The following is a 14378-nucleotide window of genomic DNA, read 5'->3' as shown; positions in this document are numbered from 1 at the left end:
GCTGAACCTCCATTCCGATGATCGACCCCACCCGCTATCCGCGCCTCTCGCGCATCCAGGTCCCCGAAGAACTGCGTCGCTTCGATGAATCGGAGCTGCCGGCCATCGCTGAGGAACTGCGCGCCTTTCTGATCGAGTGCGTCGGCAAGAGCGGTGGCCATTTCGGCGCCGGGCTGGGCGTGATCGAACTCACCGTCGCCCTGCACTACCTCTACGACACGCCGGTCGATCAGTTGGTGTGGGACGTCGGCCACCAGACCTACCCGCACAAGATCCTCACCGGGCGCCGCGACCGCATCCACACGGTCAAGCAGGCCGACGGCGTGGCGCCGTTCCCCAAGCGCGAAGAAAGCGAGTACGACACCTTCGGCGTCGGCCATTCCTCCACCTCGATCTCGGCCGCGCTGGGCATGGCGGTGGCGCTGCAGCGCATGGGCGACGAGCGCAAGGTGGTGGCGGTGATCGGCGACGGCGCGATGACCGCCGGCATGGCCTACGAGGCGCTGAACCACGCCGGCGGCATGGACCCGGAACCGAACCTGCTGGTGATCCTCAACGACAACCGCATGTCGATCTCCGAGGCGGTCGGCGGGGTCACCAAGATGCTGGGGCGGATGAGCGGCAGCAAGACCCTCAACGCCATCCGCGAAGGCGGCAAGAAGATCCTCGGCGACAAGAAGAGCAACCCCACCGCGCGCTTCGTGCGGCGCTGGGAAGAGCACTGGAAGGGCATGTTCGTGCCGTCCACGCTGTTCGAGGAAATGGGCTTCCACTACACCGGCCCGATCGACGGCCACGACCTGCCGGCGCTGCTCGGCGCGCTGAAGACGCTCAAGACCCTGAAGGGTCCGCAGCTGCTGCACGTCATCACCACCAAGGGCAAGGGCTACGAACTGGCCGAGGGCGACCAGATCGGCTACCACGCCGTGGGCCCGTTCGACCCGAGCAAGGGCCTGGTGGCCAAGCCGGGCGCCAAGGCGCCGACCTACACCGACGTGTTCGGCGACTGGATCTGCGACATGGCCGCGGCCGAGCCGGCGCTGCTGGCGATCACCCCGGCGATGCGCGAGGGCTCGGGCCTGGTGCGCTTCAGCAAGGAATACCCGCAGCGCTACTTCGACGTGGCCATCGCCGAGCAGCACGCGGTGACCCTGGCCGCGGGCATGGCCGTGCACGGCGCCAAGCCCGTGGTGGCGATCTATTCCACCTTCCTGCAGCGCGGCTACGACCAGTTGGTGCACGACGTGGCGGTGCAGCAGCTCGACGTGCTGTTCGCGATCGACCGCGGCGGTGTGGTCGGCCCGGATGGCGCCACCCATGCCGGCAACCTGGACCTGAGTTTCCTGCGCTGCGTGCCGCACTTGGTGGTGATGGCGCCGGCCGACGAAGCCGAGTGCCGGCAACTGCTCAGCACCGGCCTGCGCCATGCCGGCCCGGCCGCGGTGCGCTACCCGCGCGGCACCGGCCCCGGGGTCGCCCCCGGGACCACGCTGGAACCCCTGCCGATCGGCAAGGCGCAAGTGCGCGCGCAGGGCCACACGGTGGCGCTGCTGGCGTTCGGCGCGACCCTGGCGGCGGCCGAACAGGTCGGCCGCGAGCTGGGCCTGAGCGTGGTCAACATGCGCTTCGTCAAGCCGCTGGACCGCGCCCTGCTGCTGGAGCTTGCGCAGAGCCACGAAGGCTTCGTGACCATCGAGGACAACGTGGTGGCTGGTGGCGCCGGTTCCGGCGTGGCCGAGTTGCTCAACGCCGAAGGCGTGCTGCGCCCGGTGCTGCACCTGGGCCTGCCCGATGCGTTCCAGCACCACGCCAGCCGCGAGCAACTGCTGGCCGAAGCCGGCATCGACGCCGCCGGCATCCGCGCCGCGGTGCTGAAGCGCTGGCCGCAACTGGACACCAGCACCAGCGCACCGCGTACCGCGGCGGGCTGACCCGCCGCGATTGCGGGTAACGGCACGGCGGTTGGCGCATGCCGTGCCTGCTTGCGGCATTGCGCACGATGCTTGATGTGCCTCATGCCGCTTCTGATTGCCCGGGCGTCTCCAGCGCGTGACCTAAGGCGCGATCACCTCGGCGCCGCTGGCGCGTAGCCGATCCAGCGGCCCGCCCGGCTCCTGCAGGGTCTGCATCGGCAACGCCGCGAAACTGGAACGGTTTTGCGCCAGCGCCCGCTCGGCCGCCTGCAACCAGGCCGCCTGCGCGCGCTGGCGTACATCGCCCAGGCCCAGCTTGCGCGCGATCGCCGCTTCGCCGACCGCGTCCAGGCAGACCCGGTACTGATCGTTGGCGGGCAGCCTGGCCAGCGTGTCCAGATCGCCTTCGGACCAGGCATTGGCGCGCTGGCGCATCGTCTCCAGGTCGCGATCGATGACCTGCAGGGTGCGCGCGAAACAGGCGCTGTCGTTGAGCGAGGTCGCCCGGAACTCCTGCAGCGCGCGCTTGGCATCGGGCACCTTGACCTCCACCACCACCGGCACGATCGGCACCTTGGCGCGCTTGGCGGCACGCTCGATCACCGGCTGCACGACGCTGCCCAGGCTCAGGCCGGAGGTGCGCATCGCCGCTTCGTACAGCTCCTGCGCCGCGAACACCGGCCGCCAGCGTTCCACGCTGCCGTCGCGGCCCAGGTAGCGCGCCTTCAGCGGCAGCCAACGCGCATACAGCTCCGGCGGCAGCACCTGCTGCAGGGTGCGGTCGTCGGGATTGCGCCGCGCCTTGAGCAAGGACGGCAGCAGCATCAGGCTGCGGAACATGCCCAGGCCCGAATCCAGGGTGAGGGTCGGCGCCGCGATCACCTGTTGCGATTGGGCGATCACCCGCTCCACTTCGCCCGACTCCCACTGCATGCGCTTGGGCAGCGGCGACACCGTGCCGAGGATCCACAGCACGTGATCGCCGCGGCGGACCTGCCACAGCCCCGGGCCGGGCTGGCGCCCGCTCACCAGCACCGCCTCCAGGTCGACCACCGGCGGATGAGCTGGTGCGGCCGGCATCGCGGTCTGCGCCTGCACGGCGGGCACGCCCGCCGCCAGCAACGCCGCCGCCAGGCACAACGCCGAGCCGAGCCTGCGCGCCACGGTCCCCGGCGCGGTCGCCGCGCGCACCCCGCGCCAACCCGGCATCAGTCCGCCAGCTTCGGCAGGTGCGTGGCCAGCGGATCGGTGTCCGCCAGCAGTTCGAAGCGCTCCCACAGGAACCCCGGCGCCACCACGCAGCGCACCAGGCAGTAGTCGGCCAGCGGACGCGCAGCCTGCCAGGTGCCGGCCGCGATCACTACCGACGGCATGCCACCGCGCTCGCTGGCATCCAGGCGGTAGCGCTGCAGGCCATGCTGCGGATCGAAGCCCAGCAGTTCCAGTGCCCCGCCCTCTTCCCATTGCCAGGTCTCGTCGGCATCGATGCGGTGCCAATTGCTGACTTCGCCCTGCGCCAGCAGGAAGCGGATGGCGGTACAGGCCGGGCGCAGCGTCTGCTCGTGCTGCACGGTCAAGGCCGAGGTATGCACGCGCGCGTAGCGCCCGCCTTCCGGGTGCGGCAGCAGCGACAGGTCGCGCACCAAGGCGGCGATTCGGAAAGCGGCGGCGCTGGACATGCGTCCAGTCTAATCCGGCGCGTGGCCATGCGGATGTCAGGCCGCGCCATTTCCGCGGCGGCGGCCGCTCGACGTCACGAGGGGCGCAGCGAGTCCCGTGCAGGCGGCGTGGCGCCCAGCCGCCTGCCATGCCGCAGGCACAGCGCGAAGAACACCAGCAAATCCCAGCTGTACCGCTTGAGCAGGCGCCGCGGCTCGCGCAGCAGGCGGTAGATCCATTCCAGGCGCAGCCGGCGCACCCAGGCAGGGGCACGCCGCGCGGTGCCGGACAGGAAGTCCAGCAGCGCGCCCACACCGAACGCCAGCGGCACCTGCAGTTGCCCCGCCTGCTGCAGCAGCCAGCGCTCCTGCAGCGGATTGCCGAACGCCACCAGGAGCACGTCGGCGCCACTGGCGTTGATGCGCGCGGCCAGCCCGTCGCCGGCCGCGGCAAACTCGGCATAGCCGTCGCAGATACCGACCACCTGCTGCCCCAGCGACTGCCGCAAGGTCTGCGCCGCGGCGTCGGCTACGCCGGGCCGGCCGCCGAGCAGGAAGAAGCGCAGCGGACGCGGACTCTGCCGGCACAGCGCCGGAATCAGATCGGTGCCGTTGAGGTTGCCGGCGAAGCGGCGGCCGTGCACCAGCAGCGCGCCCAGGTCCATGCCGATGCCGTCGTTGACGATGCACACGTCCGCCGCGGCCAGGCGTTCGCGCAAGGCCTGGCACTGCACCACGAAATTGGTGTTGGCGAAGAACACCTGGCGGCGCTCGCCGCGCGCCAACGCCTGCAACAACGCGGCAACGAACTCGGTCTCGGTGCTGCGCAGGATCGGATAACCGCCCAGCGCCAGCACCTCGCCGGTCGCGCGCTCACCAGAGGTCATGCGGAAAGCTCTCCAGCAGGCCGCGTTGCACCGCGGCCAGGTCGAACACGGTGTTGCCGCCCAGCGCCACGCATTCCTCCACCGTGTGCCCGGCATGCCAGCGGCCGCGGCCGGTGCCGGCGTAGTAGTCGTCGTACTTGAAGCGGTCCTCGCCGTTGCCCCAGTCCAGGTACACCGACGGCACGCCGTAGGCCTCGGCCAGGATCAGTCCGTGCAGGGAACTGGACACGACCAGGTCGGCGCCGAGCAATTGCCGCACGAAGGCGGCCGGCTGGCGGTTCGGCAGCACCAGGTGGTCCTTGTACTGCGCATACTTGTCCAACGGTTCGTTGAAGTGCGGCACCACCAGGAACGGCTGCCGCGCCGATGGCGCCAACAGCGCCTCGCGCGGGAAGAACAACGGCATCAGCAGACCCGGGTCACCGTAGACCTCCGGCACCTGCAGGCCGCGCTCGCGCAGGAACGCGCGGGTCTTGGGGCCGCGCACCGCACGCACGTCGAGCTGGCGGAAGGTATGGCGGTCGGCGGGAATCTTGCCGTTGACGCCGCTGCCCCACACGGTGTCGCCATCGCGGGCGAAATGCAGCACCGACCCGATCGCGATCAGCCGCGTGCGCTTGTCGCGCTTGTCCAGCAAGGTGCGGTCGCGCTGGCCGAGCACGTTGGAGACGATGATCTTGGACAGGTGATCGCCGACGTTGATCTCGCCGTTCTTCGGCTTCCACCAGAACAGCGCCCGGCGCTCTTCGTAATCGATCCATTTTTGCAATGCGGACATCGGTCCTCCTTGGTTGCGCGGGGTGTACGGCGGACAAGCCGGGGCGTGGACTCAGGCCACGCCGTCGGCGAACAGACGGGTCTCCGGGTAGGCGGCCGGGTCCAGCACCCGGTCGGTGGTGTCGGACCAGCTCAGGCACTGCCGATGGCGCACGTGCGGCGCCTGCAGCGCCTGCCCGATCGCCGTGACGATCGACGCCTCGTCGCCGGGCGTGTAACCGAAGCGCGACGGATAGCGGCCGACCACGGCATTGGGGCAGACGGCCGGCAGGCCGAAGAAGTCGTACTGCAGCAGCTTCATCGAACTGTCGGCCAGATACGCCGGCACCTGCTCGGACGCGTACGGGGCGATGCCGAAGCGGGCGTGCTTGATGTAGCGGATGGTCTCGGCGTGCTTCATCTCGCCGTACACCACCACGTTGTCGCCATAGCCCGGCGCACGCCCCATGCCCGAGCCGATCACGTGGAAGGTGACCTGCGGGAAGGCGCGGCTGGCAGCGACGAAGAACGCAGGATCGAACAGCATCGACCCTACCGCCACCGCGTGGATGCCCTCGCCGTACGGCGACGGGTCGCCCAACGTGTGCAGGTCGTGGTCCACGCCGTGGCCGACGTGGTACACGTTGTGACGGCTGGCGACCTCCTCGGCCATCGCCGGCGACACCAGCGCGATCACGTCCAGGCTCGGCGCCACGCGGTCGAACTCGCGCTCGATGTAGTCGGCGACGTTGATCGTGCTCAAGCCGTCGGAGGCCCGGTACACCTTGCGTGCGGTCGGGTTGATCCGCGCCGCCAGCGCGATGAAGGCCACCGCGATGCCGCTCTCGAACACGATCACGTCGGCCTCGCGCATCCAGCGGATCAGCGTGGCCGGCGCGCGCGCCGCGTACAGCTTGAACATCAGGTCTTCCAGCGGCCGCAGCCAGCGCCGCCGGGTGTTGAACGGATGCAGCAGCGCGCGCCACAGATAGCAGTCCACGCCGTTGTGGCGAACCACCTGGTTGGCGGTGGCGTCCAGCGGCAGGCGCAGGTCGCCCTTGAGCCGCGACAGCAGGCTGTAGCGCAGCGAGAAGAAGCGCGTGGGGCCGCGCTTGGCCAGCTCGTCGGCAATGAAGTGGATGTTGGCGCGGCGCGGCGTGCGGTAGTCGTGCGCCGACAGCACCAGGTAGCACGGCGGCCGGCCGGTGACCGCTGCGCTCGGCGCTGACGTGGGCAGCGCCGCTGCGGAAGAATCGCTCATGCGCTCGCTCCTAGGCGGATGGAAGGGAAAGAAAGACGCGGCAGTCCGGCGTTCATCGCGGTCCCCGCGCCTGGCGCAGCAGCGTGCGCATCTGCAGGATCGCCAGCACGTCGCGGCGGAACGCCGGCCACAGCGCGAACACGAGCAGGCAGCGCAGCGCCATCGCCACCGCGCCGACGATCAGTTGCAGCCACAACGACGCGCCGCCCCACTGCTGTGCGGCAAAGTACGCGGCAACGCCGCAGACGCCGTAGCCGAGCACCGCGCGCAGGGCGTTGTTGAACAACTCCCAGGCCGGGATCTGCGGCGCGATGCGCGCGATCCAGATCACCGACAGCGGCCACATCACCAGCAAGCCCAGCGTGTAGCCCACGGTCACGCCCATCACGCCCCACAGCGAGCCGGCGAAGATGCAGGCGATCAGCATCACCCGCCCCACCACCGAGTACACCAGCTGCTGGCGCATCAGGCCCAGCGCCAGGAACACCCAGTACGTGGCGTAGGAGGCGGTCTGGAAGATGCCGCCGAGCGTCAGTACCTGGAACAGCGGCACCGCCGGCCGCCACTGTTCGCCGAGCACCAGCACGATCAACGGCATCGCCAGCGCGCAGGCGAAGGAGAACAGCGCGACGATCAGGTGCACCATCACCGTCTGCCCGCGCAGCAGGAAGTTGCCGAAGCGCGGCGGATCGTCCTGCAGCTGCGACAGCACCGGCAGCGCCACCGAGGTGGCCGGTGCGTTGATCTGGTTCAGCGGCATCATCAGCAGCTGGAACGCGCGGTTGTACAGGCCCAGCGCCTCGGCGCCGATGCGGTGGCCGATGATCACCTGGCCGACGTTGCGGCTGGCATAGCCGAGCAACTGCGCCGCCATCAGGTTCCAGCCGAAGCTCAGGAAGGTGCGCATCGGTGCGTCGCGCCGATAGCCGCGTGGCAGCCAGCGCGCGCAGGCGCCGGCGATCAGCAAATTGACCAGCGCCTGCACCACCTGCTGCCAGACCAGCGCCCAGTAGCCGTAGCCGGCCAGGGCCACGCCGACACCGGCCAGCAGGCCCAGCACCTGCGCGCCGACATCGCTCAGCGAGACCTGACCGAAGCGCAGCGCGCGGCTCAGGTGCGCGCGGTATTGCGTGGTCATGCCGTTGAACAGGAAGGTCACCGCCAGCGCCTTCGAAATGCCGAGCAAGGCCGGCTCGCGGTAGAAGTGCGCGATCCACGACGAGGACAGGAACACCACGATCGCCAACGCCAGGCCGATGCCGCTGTTGATCCAGAACAGGTTGTCGCGCTGTTCGCGGCTGACGTGCTTGGCCTGGATCGCGGCGGAGGACAGGCCGAAGTCGCGCAGGATCTCGGCCATGCCGACGATCGCCGTCACCATCGCCATCAGGCCGTAGTCGTAGGGCGTCAGCAGCCGCGCCAGCAGAATGATGCCGCCGAACTGCACCACCATCTTGGCCAGTTGCCCGGCCATAGTCACCGCCGCACCGCCGGCCGCGCGCGCGCCCAGCCCGGGTTGCGGCGCCGCCGGCCGCGGAGTCTCGGCGCTGCTCATGCGCCCTCCCCGCGGCGCGCGGTCAGCGCCTGCAGGTAGCTGCGGTAGTGCTGCAGGCCGATGCCGTTCCAGTCGCGCCGCGACAGGTCCGGCACGGCGTCGGCCGGCAACTGCTGCGCCTGCGCCAGGGCCTGCGCCAGTTGCGCCGCATCCAGCTCGCCCCAGTACAGCTGCACCCACTGCGCACCGACCTCGTCGGCGATGGCCGCATTGGCCTCGCTCCACGGCGCCAGAACCGGGCGCGCCAGCGACAGCGCCAGCAGCAGGGTGCCGGAGTTGTGCATCTGCCGGTACGGCAGCACCACCAGTTCGGCCTCGCCGATCTCCTGCGCCAGCACCGCGTCCTCCACGTACTGCAGGCGCGCGCTGATCCGCGGATCCTCGGCGCAGGCGCGCTCAACCACGCCGCGGATCTGCGCATCGATCGGATTGCCGGCGATGCGCAGGCTGAGTTGCGGATCGGGCAGCGCGCCGAACGTCGCGATCAGCGTCTCCACGCCCTTGTACGGGCGCAGCAGCCCGAAATGCAGCAGGCGCCCGGGGACGCGCGGCGGTTGCGGCAGCGGCGCGTACCAGTCGCGGTAATGGCCGTGCAGGATGGTGTCGGTGGCCGGCGCGCGTGCGGGCGTGGTCGCGTTGATGCGGATCCAGCGCGCGGTCTGGCGGTCGATCCAGCGCAGCAACAGGCGTTCGCGCCAGCCCTTGTCCTCGTGCGGCGCCACGTTGTGCAGGGTGCGCACCAGCGGCACGCCGGCCAGGCGCAGGCGCAGCAGCAGCACGGCGACACAGAGCTGCTTGGCGAGGGTGCCGAGCGCCGTGCGATGCCGCAGCAGGTACTCCGGCCAGTGCAGGTGCAGCACGTCGTAGCGCGACAGCAGTGCCGCGCGCATGGAGAAGAAGCGCAGCTGCACCTGCGGCGGCAGCGCCGCGTAGAGCTGGGTCAGATAGGGATTGGTGGTCGCGGTCGGGCGCTCGGTGGACAGCAGCACGGTGACTGCCGGCGCGGCCTGCTGCGACGTGCCGTGGCGCTGGCGTTCGCCGCTCATCGGCCGCCCTCCGCGCCGCCCAGCGCCAGGCGGTATTCGTCCAGGTAGGCGCCGACCACGCGGTCCCAGTCGTAGCGATGCGCGTAGGCCATCGCCGCTGCGCGCTGCGCGGCAAAGTCCGCATCGGTGCCGGCGGCGAAGGCACGCACCGTGGCCGCGGCCGCCTGCGCATCGGCCGGGTCGACCAGCACGCCCTGCCCCGACTCGCGGTGCAGGCGCGCGAACGGCGGGATGTCGCTGAGGATCGGCAGCAGCCCCGCGCTCATCGCTTCCACCGCGGCCAGACCGAAGCCCTCGTGCCGCGACAGGCACACGAAGTACTGCGCGCTGCCGAGCAGCTGCGCCAGTTGCGCCTGGGTCGGCGCCACCTGCAGGCGCACCCGCTGCTGCAGGCCGCGCTCGGCGATCGCCTGCTGCAGGTCGGCCACGCTGAAGTCGTATTCGCGCCCGGCCACGATCAGCTGCCAGGCCGGATCCTGCGCGGTCAGCGCGCGCAAAAGGTCCAACGTCTCCAGCAGGCCCTTGTTGACCGACCAGCGCCCGAAGTAGATCAGCGTGCGCCCCGGCGCAGCACTGCCCTGCCCGGCGAACTTGTCCACGTCCACACCGTTCTCGATCACCCGCAGCCGCTGCGGCGCGACCACCTGCGAGAACAGTTGGCCGTCGTTCTCGCTGGTCGCCACCACCCGCGCGTAGGCGAGTGCCGAGGCGCGGGTGAGGGTCTTGAACCAGAGCATCTTCAGGCGCGAGGCATAGGTGGTATGGAAGAAACCGCCATGGGTGGACACGATCATCGGCACACGGTGCAGCGGCCGGGTCAGGGCCAGGAAGTCGTAGAAGAAGTCGATGCCGTGCACGTGCAGCAGATCGGCGCCGCGCACCGCCGCCAGCACCGACGGCGCCAGCGGATAGCGCGAGGAGCCGCGGTACGGCAAGCGCACGATCGGCACGCCCTGGTGGCTGTCGCGCGGTGCCAGGCGCTGCTGCGGATCGGTGAACACCCGGTCCAGGCTCACCACCTCGACCTGGTCGCGGCCCTGCTGCAGATGGCGGCGCGCGATGTTCAGCACCACCTCCTCCATGCCGCCCACCGACGGATGGAACTGGCGCACCACATGCACCACCTTCATGCCCGGCCTCCATCGCGCCCGTGCGCGGCCCGCAGCGCCGCCGTCATGCCGTCGCTCCCGCGACCGCACTGCGGCGCACGCCGATCATCCACGGCGCGACCCGCACCAGCACCGCGCGGATCGGCACGCTGGCCAGTACCGCCAGCACACTCACCGACACCGCCCAGGCCGGTCCCCAGGCATCGCCGCGGACCAGGCCGGTGCGGGCGGCGACGCCGGCCATCACCGAGAACAGCAAGGTGTGCGTGCACAGGATCAGCAGGGTGTTGCGCCCGATCCACTGCAGCCAGCCCCAGTGCCGCACCAGCCCGGCGACGCACAAGGCCATGGCGCTGCCGAGCAGGCTGGCGGCGAGGAACCCCAGCGGGGAATCGCCGAACTTGAGCATGTTCACGTCCACGCGGCCGTTGTGCCAGGCGATCGCGAACCAGGCCGCGCCCAGCAGCACCGCCGCCAGCGCATTGCCGGCCGGCCGTGCAGGCCACCACTGCGCCCGCGTCGCGGCGAGCGCGCCGATCGCGAAGAAGCACAACGCCACCGGCAGCACGTCCAGCGAGAACGGCAGGCGCATGTCCTGCCCCGGGAACCAGCACGCCCAGCCCCAGGCCAGCGGCAACGAAAGCCCGGCCAGCACCGGCAACGACAGCGTCCGGCGCAGCGCCAGATAGGCCAGCGTGGTCACGAACAGCGCCGGCAGGAACCACAGCGCAGGCATCACGTAGAGCTTGGGCCCGATGCCGCTGGCCAGGCCCAGCAGCGGCTCCCACCACGGCCGGTCGCCCCACAGTTGCGCCTTGCTGCCGATATGCCGGGTCAGCATCCAGTACGCGTAGGCGACGAAGAAGAACGCCACGTACGGCAGCAACAGGCTGCGCGCCAGCTTGCCGACCGTGGCCAGGGTCAGCGGGCGGTTGCCGAAGGCCTCGCCGACCCAGCCCGACAACAGGAAGAACATCGGCACGTGGAAGCTGTAGGCCAGGATCACGTAGGCGTGCGGAATGCCCTTGGCATGCCCGAACACCACCAGCAGGATCGCGATCGCCTTGGCCGCATCGATGCGCATGTCGCGCACCGCGCTCGCTCGCGCGGTGCGGCCCTGCGCGGGCACGGATGCGGAGACGGCCGTGGCGGGCGCACTCATGCCGGCACCGCCGGAATCCGCGAGACCGGGCCCGGCCCCGCAGGCAGCGCGGACGCATCGCGCAGGCGCGGCGCCATCTGCCACAGGCACCCGCACACGAACCACCACAGCGCCGCGGTCTTGATCGAGAAATAGCCGTTGGAGACCAGCAGGCTCAGCGAGAAGGCGAAGATCAGCAGGTTCTTGAACAACTGCCCTTCGATGGTGCGCATCAGCATCGCGAACGAGTACGCCAGCAGGAACGCCAGCACTAGCAGCACCGACTGCGAGGAGATGAAGTAGGCGATGCCGCTGTCGAAGTAGCGGTACGGCTGGTCCACGTCCAGCCCCATCCACGCATCGGCGCTCATCCTGCGGATCGAATCGACGGTGAAGAACACCCGCCCCAGCGTGGTGTCCTCATAGCTCTGGATGCCGGAGGCCCACACCAGCAGCCACGCTCCGCCCATCACCGCGAAGAAGATCAAGAAGCCCAGGCGCTGGTCCATGCGCAGCAGCAACGGACTCAGCAGCGCCATCATCACGCAGGTACCGGCGGCCAGGCGCCCGTCCGAGGCCACGATCAGGAAGCCGATCATCGCCACCGAGGCAACGATCGCGATCGGCCGCATCCAGCGCCAGAACGTCAGCAGGATCGCGGTGAAGAAGATGATGAAGTTGCCCATCGTCACCGGCTCGATGAACACCGAGGAGGCGCGCGGCAAGTTCGAGGACGGGAGGAAGTTGCGCGCCCCCGGGCGTGTCGCACTGACGAACAGGTTGCTGTCCTGGTTCCAGAAGCTCGACGCGCTGGCGCCGCGCGCGTTGACGAAATAGCTCTTGGGGTTGACCACGTCGCCGTAGACCTTGGGCAGCGCCAGTTCGAACACCGCCACCAGCGAGACCAGCAGCGCCATGCGCACGAACATGCGCGGCAGCGAGCCGGTGTAGGCCGCGCCCAGCAGCAGGAAGGCGAACGGAATCAGCGCATCGCGGAAGAACTTCGGATCCAGCGTCCACGCCATGAACAGCCGCACCAGCATCAGCAGCGCCAGCAGCGCGATGCCGGTGAACACCATCGCCATGCGCTTGCGGTCCAGCGCGCGCAGGCCGAGCAGGAAGCAGGCGGCGTACACCGCCAGCTCCACCGCATAGGTCATCGCCGGGCTGACCCGGAACACTTTTGCGTTGATCACCGCCAGCACGAAGTTGTAGCCGACCGCGAACAGCAGCACCAGTTCGATCAGCAGGTTGCGGCGCTGCTCGCGCAGCGGCATGTCCGGCACGCTCAGCATGCGCACCTCGCTGCGGCGGCGCCGCGTTGCACGCCAACGCGGCGATGCGCTGCCGTCACGTGCGGCAGCAACGTGTCGCGCGCCACGCCGTTCGGCGCAGGCAGGACGGGAACGACGGCGACGCGGAAGCGACGCCGGCGCTGTTCACGGTCGGCGGGAAGAAGACGCATCGGGCGCATCAGTAGGCGGTCTTCTGCCCAAGCACCTTGAACGCGGTCAGCACGATGATCCGCGTGTCCAGCCACAACGACCAGCGGCGGATGTAGTCCAGGTCGTACTGGATGCGCTTCTTCATCGTGCGCAGTTCCGGCGTCTCGCCGCGGAAGCCGTTGACCTGCGCCCAGCCGGTAATGCCCGGCTTGACGTAGTGCCGCTGCATGTAATGGTGGATCAGCTTCTCGTAGTGGGTGTTGTGCTGCGCCGCGTGCGGACGCGGCCCCACCACCGACATGCTGCCGCCGAGCACGTTGAACAGCTGCGGCAGCTCGTCCAGGCTGGTGCGGCGCAGGAACGCGCCGAAGCGGGTCACCCGGCTGTCGCCGCGCGTGGCCTGCACCACCACGTCGCTGGGCTCCTGCTGCACACGCATGGAGCGGAACTTGTACATGTAGAACTCGCGCCCGCCCAGGCCATGGCGGCGCTGGCGGAAGAACACCGGGCCCGGCGAGCTCAGCTTCACGCCCACCGCGATCGCCAGCATCAGCGGCCACAGCACGGCCAGCGCTGCCAGCGCCACCAGCTTGTCCTGCAGCGCCTTGGCGACCACGAAGTAGGTGTTGCGGTCCACGCCGCCCTGGCGCAGGTTGATCACCGGCACGTTGCCGATCTGGTCGCCGGACTGGTTGAGCATGCCGAAGTCGAACAGGTCCGGGATGAGCCTGACCTGGATCGGATAGCGGTCCATGCGCTGCAGCAGCTGCTTGATGTGGTCGCGCTCGCCCAGCGGCAGCGAGATCCACACCTGCTCGACCTGGTGGTCGTCGAGGTAGTCGATCAGCGCGTCGGCGGTGCCCTCGCCCAGGCACTGCAGCTTCTGCGGATGGTCGGCCACGGACAGGTCGTAGTCGCTGCTGAAGTAGCCCACCACCTGCATGCCCACCCAGGGATTGCGGCTCAGGTAGTTGTGGATCTTCACCACCGGATGGCGCAGGCCAACCACGACCACGCGCTGCACGTCCACGCCTTCCGAGCGCAGCCGGTTGAGCACGCCACGTACCAGCGTGCGCGACAGCAGCAGCGTTCCCAGGCTGGTGACGAACCAGGTGCCGATCCACAGGCGCGAGACCTGCTGGCCGAACTGCACCACGAAGGCATGCATGGCGAACAGGGCGAACACGCCGCCACAGGCCAGGCTCAACACCATCATCTCGCGCAGCAGGCCACGCCCGCGCCAACTGCGGTACAGCGGGAACAGCGCGAAGCAGATCACCGCGTACAGCAGGGTGGTGCCGATCGCCACCCGGTAGGCCGGTTCCGGCATCCAGGTGCCGAACAGCAACCGGTGGGTGAGCAACGCGCCGCCGACCATGACGGTCAGGTCGGACACGCGCAACAGGATGTCTGCCGCGGCCGCGTACTTGGACAACATGCGCGGCGAGGAGGTCGTATAGGTGGCGCTACTCAGGTCTGCCAAAAGCATGATCGGGATTCCTATCCAAACCCGGTCGGTCGGCATGCGGGGGAACATGCGACGCCGCCGGGCCTCGATTTCGCCTGCCTGTGGACCGCTGCGGCGCCTCCCTCGCCGACCCCAGGTC

12 protein-coding genes are annotated in these 14378 nt (G+C 69.7%); 1 reads left to right on the top strand and 11 read right to left on the bottom strand.

Features of this window, described 5'->3' with window-relative positions; translation table 11 throughout:
- The first annotated feature begins 17 nt into the window (after window positions 1-17).
- A complete protein-coding gene (gene dxs, locus ACP93_RS06495; RefSeq protein ID WP_048489942.1) occupies window positions 18-1931 on the top strand; it encodes a 1-deoxy-D-xylulose-5-phosphate synthase in 1914 nt (637 codons plus the stop codon).
- Window positions 1932-2054: 123 nt separating this feature from the next.
- Here the strand turns inward: dxs and ACP93_RS06490 are convergent, their stop codons facing one another.
- The 11 genes from ACP93_RS06490 to ACP93_RS06440 all read right to left on the bottom strand — a co-directional run bounded on the left by ACP93_RS06490 (window position 2055) and on the right by ACP93_RS06440 (window position 14260).
- Entirely contained in the window at window positions 2055-3122 is a 1068-nt protein-coding gene (locus ACP93_RS06490) for a TraB/GumN family protein (RefSeq protein WP_082143385.1), read from the bottom strand.
- Window positions 3122-3592: a cupin domain-containing protein gene (locus ACP93_RS06485; protein WP_048489941.1), complete on the bottom strand. Its 471-nt coding sequence runs from the start codon at window positions 3590-3592 to the stop codon at window positions 3122-3124. The genes ACP93_RS06490 and ACP93_RS06485 overlap by 1 nt, the downstream gene beginning before the upstream one ends.
- Before the next feature lie 74 nt (window positions 3593-3666).
- A complete protein-coding gene (locus tag ACP93_RS06480; protein WP_048489940.1) occupies window positions 3667-4458 on the bottom strand; it encodes a WecB/TagA/CpsF family glycosyltransferase in 792 nt (263 codons plus the stop codon).
- Window positions 4445-5236, bottom strand: coding sequence for a polysaccharide pyruvyl transferase family protein (locus ACP93_RS06475; protein ID WP_017910240.1), 792 nt, complete (start codon window positions 5234-5236; stop codon window positions 4445-4447). Before ACP93_RS06475 ends, ACP93_RS06480 begins: the two co-directional genes overlap by 14 nt.
- A 51-nt stretch (window positions 5237-5287) precedes the next feature.
- Window positions 5288-6475, bottom strand: a complete 1188-nt coding sequence (locus tag ACP93_RS06470; protein WP_048489939.1) for a GumK N-terminal domain-containing glycosyltransferase — start codon at window positions 6473-6475, stop codon at window positions 5288-5290.
- 52 nt (window positions 6476-6527) lie between these two features.
- Window positions 6528-8030, bottom strand: a complete 1503-nt coding sequence (locus ACP93_RS06465; protein WP_048489938.1) for a lipopolysaccharide biosynthesis protein — start codon at window positions 8028-8030, stop codon at window positions 6528-6530.
- A complete protein-coding gene (locus tag ACP93_RS06460) occupies window positions 8027-9076 on the bottom strand; it encodes a GDP-mannose--glycolipid 4-beta-D-mannosyltransferase (protein WP_048489937.1) in 1050 nt (349 codons plus the stop codon). Before ACP93_RS06460 ends, ACP93_RS06465 begins: the two co-directional genes overlap by 4 nt.
- Window positions 9073-10206: a glycosyltransferase family 4 protein gene (locus tag ACP93_RS06455; protein WP_048489936.1), complete on the bottom strand. Its 1134-nt coding sequence runs from the start codon at window positions 10204-10206 to the stop codon at window positions 9073-9075. Before ACP93_RS06455 ends, ACP93_RS06460 begins: the two co-directional genes overlap by 4 nt.
- 43 nt (window positions 10207-10249) lie before the next feature.
- The gene (locus tag ACP93_RS06450) at window positions 10250-11347 is read right to left on the bottom strand and encodes an acyltransferase family protein (RefSeq protein WP_048489935.1); all 1098 of its coding nucleotides are present in this window, start codon (window positions 11345-11347) and stop codon (window positions 10250-10252) included.
- The gene (locus ACP93_RS06445) at window positions 11344-12621 is read right to left on the bottom strand and encodes a hypothetical protein (RefSeq protein WP_048489934.1); all 1278 of its coding nucleotides are present in this window, start codon (window positions 12619-12621) and stop codon (window positions 11344-11346) included. The genes ACP93_RS06450 and ACP93_RS06445 overlap by 4 nt, the downstream gene beginning before the upstream one ends.
- 178 nt (window positions 12622-12799) lie before the next feature.
- Window positions 12800-14260, bottom strand: a complete 1461-nt coding sequence (locus ACP93_RS06440) for an undecaprenyl-phosphate glucose phosphotransferase (protein WP_017916111.1) — start codon at window positions 14258-14260, stop codon at window positions 12800-12802.
- Between the last annotated feature and the right edge of the window lie 118 nt (window positions 14261-14378).

The sequence above is a fragment of the Xanthomonas sp. NCPPB 1128 genome (assembly GCF_001043115.1).
Taxonomy (GTDB): Bacteria; Pseudomonadota; Gammaproteobacteria; order Xanthomonadales; family Xanthomonadaceae; genus Xanthomonas_A.
The sequence above is the reverse complement of the archived record's forward strand: the minus strand, read 5'-3'. Positions and strand labels throughout refer to the sequence as shown.

Excerpts from the sequence above, each read along its gene's own strand:
- dxs (WP_048489942.1), top strand. The coding sequence starts at position 18 with ATGATCGACCCCACCCGCTATCCGCGCCTCTCGCGCATCCAGGTCCCC.
- ACP93_RS06490 (WP_082143385.1), bottom strand. The coding sequence starts at position 3,122 with ATGCCGGGTTGGCGCGGGGTGCGCGCGGCGACCGCGCCGGGGACCGTG.
- ACP93_RS06485 (WP_048489941.1), bottom strand. The coding sequence starts at position 3,592 with ATGTCCAGCGCCGCCGCTTTCCGAATCGCCGCCTTGGTGCGCGACCTG.
- ACP93_RS06480 (WP_048489940.1), bottom strand. The coding sequence starts at position 4,458 with ATGACCTCTGGTGAGCGCGCGACCGGCGAGGTGCTGGCGCTGGGCGGT.
- ACP93_RS06475 (WP_017910240.1), bottom strand. The coding sequence starts at position 5,236 with ATGTCCGCATTGCAAAAATGGATCGATTACGAAGAGCGCCGGGCGCTG.
- ACP93_RS06470 (WP_048489939.1), bottom strand. The coding sequence starts at position 6,475 with ATGAGCGATTCTTCCGCAGCGGCGCTGCCCACGTCAGCGCCGAGCGCA.
- ACP93_RS06465 (WP_048489938.1), bottom strand. The coding sequence starts at position 8,030 with ATGAGCAGCGCCGAGACTCCGCGGCCGGCGGCGCCGCAACCCGGGCTG.
- ACP93_RS06460 (WP_048489937.1), bottom strand. The coding sequence starts at position 9,076 with ATGAGCGGCGAACGCCAGCGCCACGGCACGTCGCAGCAGGCCGCGCCG.
- ACP93_RS06455 (WP_048489936.1), bottom strand. The coding sequence starts at position 10,206 with ATGAAGGTGGTGCATGTGGTGCGCCAGTTCCATCCGTCGGTGGGCGGC.
- ACP93_RS06450 (WP_048489935.1), bottom strand. The coding sequence starts at position 11,347 with ATGAGTGCGCCCGCCACGGCCGTCTCCGCATCCGTGCCCGCGCAGGGC.
- ACP93_RS06445 (WP_048489934.1), bottom strand. The coding sequence starts at position 12,621 with ATGCTGAGCGTGCCGGACATGCCGCTGCGCGAGCAGCGCCGCAACCTG.
- ACP93_RS06440 (WP_017916111.1), bottom strand. The coding sequence starts at position 14,260 with ATGCTTTTGGCAGACCTGAGTAGCGCCACCTATACGACCTCCTCGCCG.